Here is a 773-nt window from a genome sequence, read left to right as displayed (position 1 = left end):
TATGCTTTCTACTTCACGACAGCTCCCCACCACAGCGCTACACACTCCCATACACTCTTTCCCTCCCCGACGCTCTTCCGATCTAAGCGCGCACGTTGTTCGCGCGTGCCGCGACGCTGTCGACCGACCAGCGCGGCAAATGGCAGGGCCTCGCACGCACCGCGCAGTTCTGGGGGCTGCTCGCGCAAGGCCGCGCGGCGGCCGCGGCAGGCCGTCCGCAGGACGAGGAGCGTGCCGCACGGGCGGCACTCGCGATGCAGCCGGACAGCCCGGACGCGAAGCTGCAGCTTGCCGACGCGTTGCTCGCGCAGCGCGACTGGACGCGCGCGGAGCCGTTGCTGCGCGAGTTGCTCGCCGCACGTTCGCCGGACCTCGCGGCCGTGCGCGGCACGGCCACGCTGTACGAGAACACCGGCCGCGCGGACCAGATCGGCCCGCTGCTCGATGCGCTGCAAGGCCGCGTGACGGGCCGCGACGATCGACGCGCGCTCGACGGCCTGCGTGCCGAACTGCTCGCGGACCGGGCCCGCGCGCCGGCGGACAAGGGCGAACGCGGGCCCGCGGCGCAGCGCTACGGGGCGGCTGTGCGCGCGGCGCCCGACGCGCCGTGGACGCGCTTCGCACTCGCGCGCATCTATCGCGACATGGGGCGGCCGCAGCTCGGCCGCACGGTGATGGACGACGGGCTGGCGCAGAGCGCGACGCCCGAGATGCGATACGCGACCGCGCTGTACCGCAATTCGCTCGACGACGTCGCGGGCGCGCAGGCCGCG

General features: G+C 73.7%; 1 pseudogene. It reads left to right on the top strand.

The features are described 5' to 3' along the window. Positions 1-86: 86 nt before the first annotated feature. A pseudogene (locus tag G3N98_RS39480) lies at positions 87-773 on the top strand (tetratricopeptide repeat protein); the annotation flags it as partial.

Origin of the sequence: Burkholderia sp. Tr-20390, from assembly GCF_017104595.1 — a bacterium.
Classification (GTDB): domain Bacteria; phylum Pseudomonadota; class Gammaproteobacteria; order Burkholderiales; family Burkholderiaceae; genus Burkholderia.
Note: the sequence above shows the minus strand (reverse complement) of the source record. Positions and strands in the feature narration are given on the sequence as shown.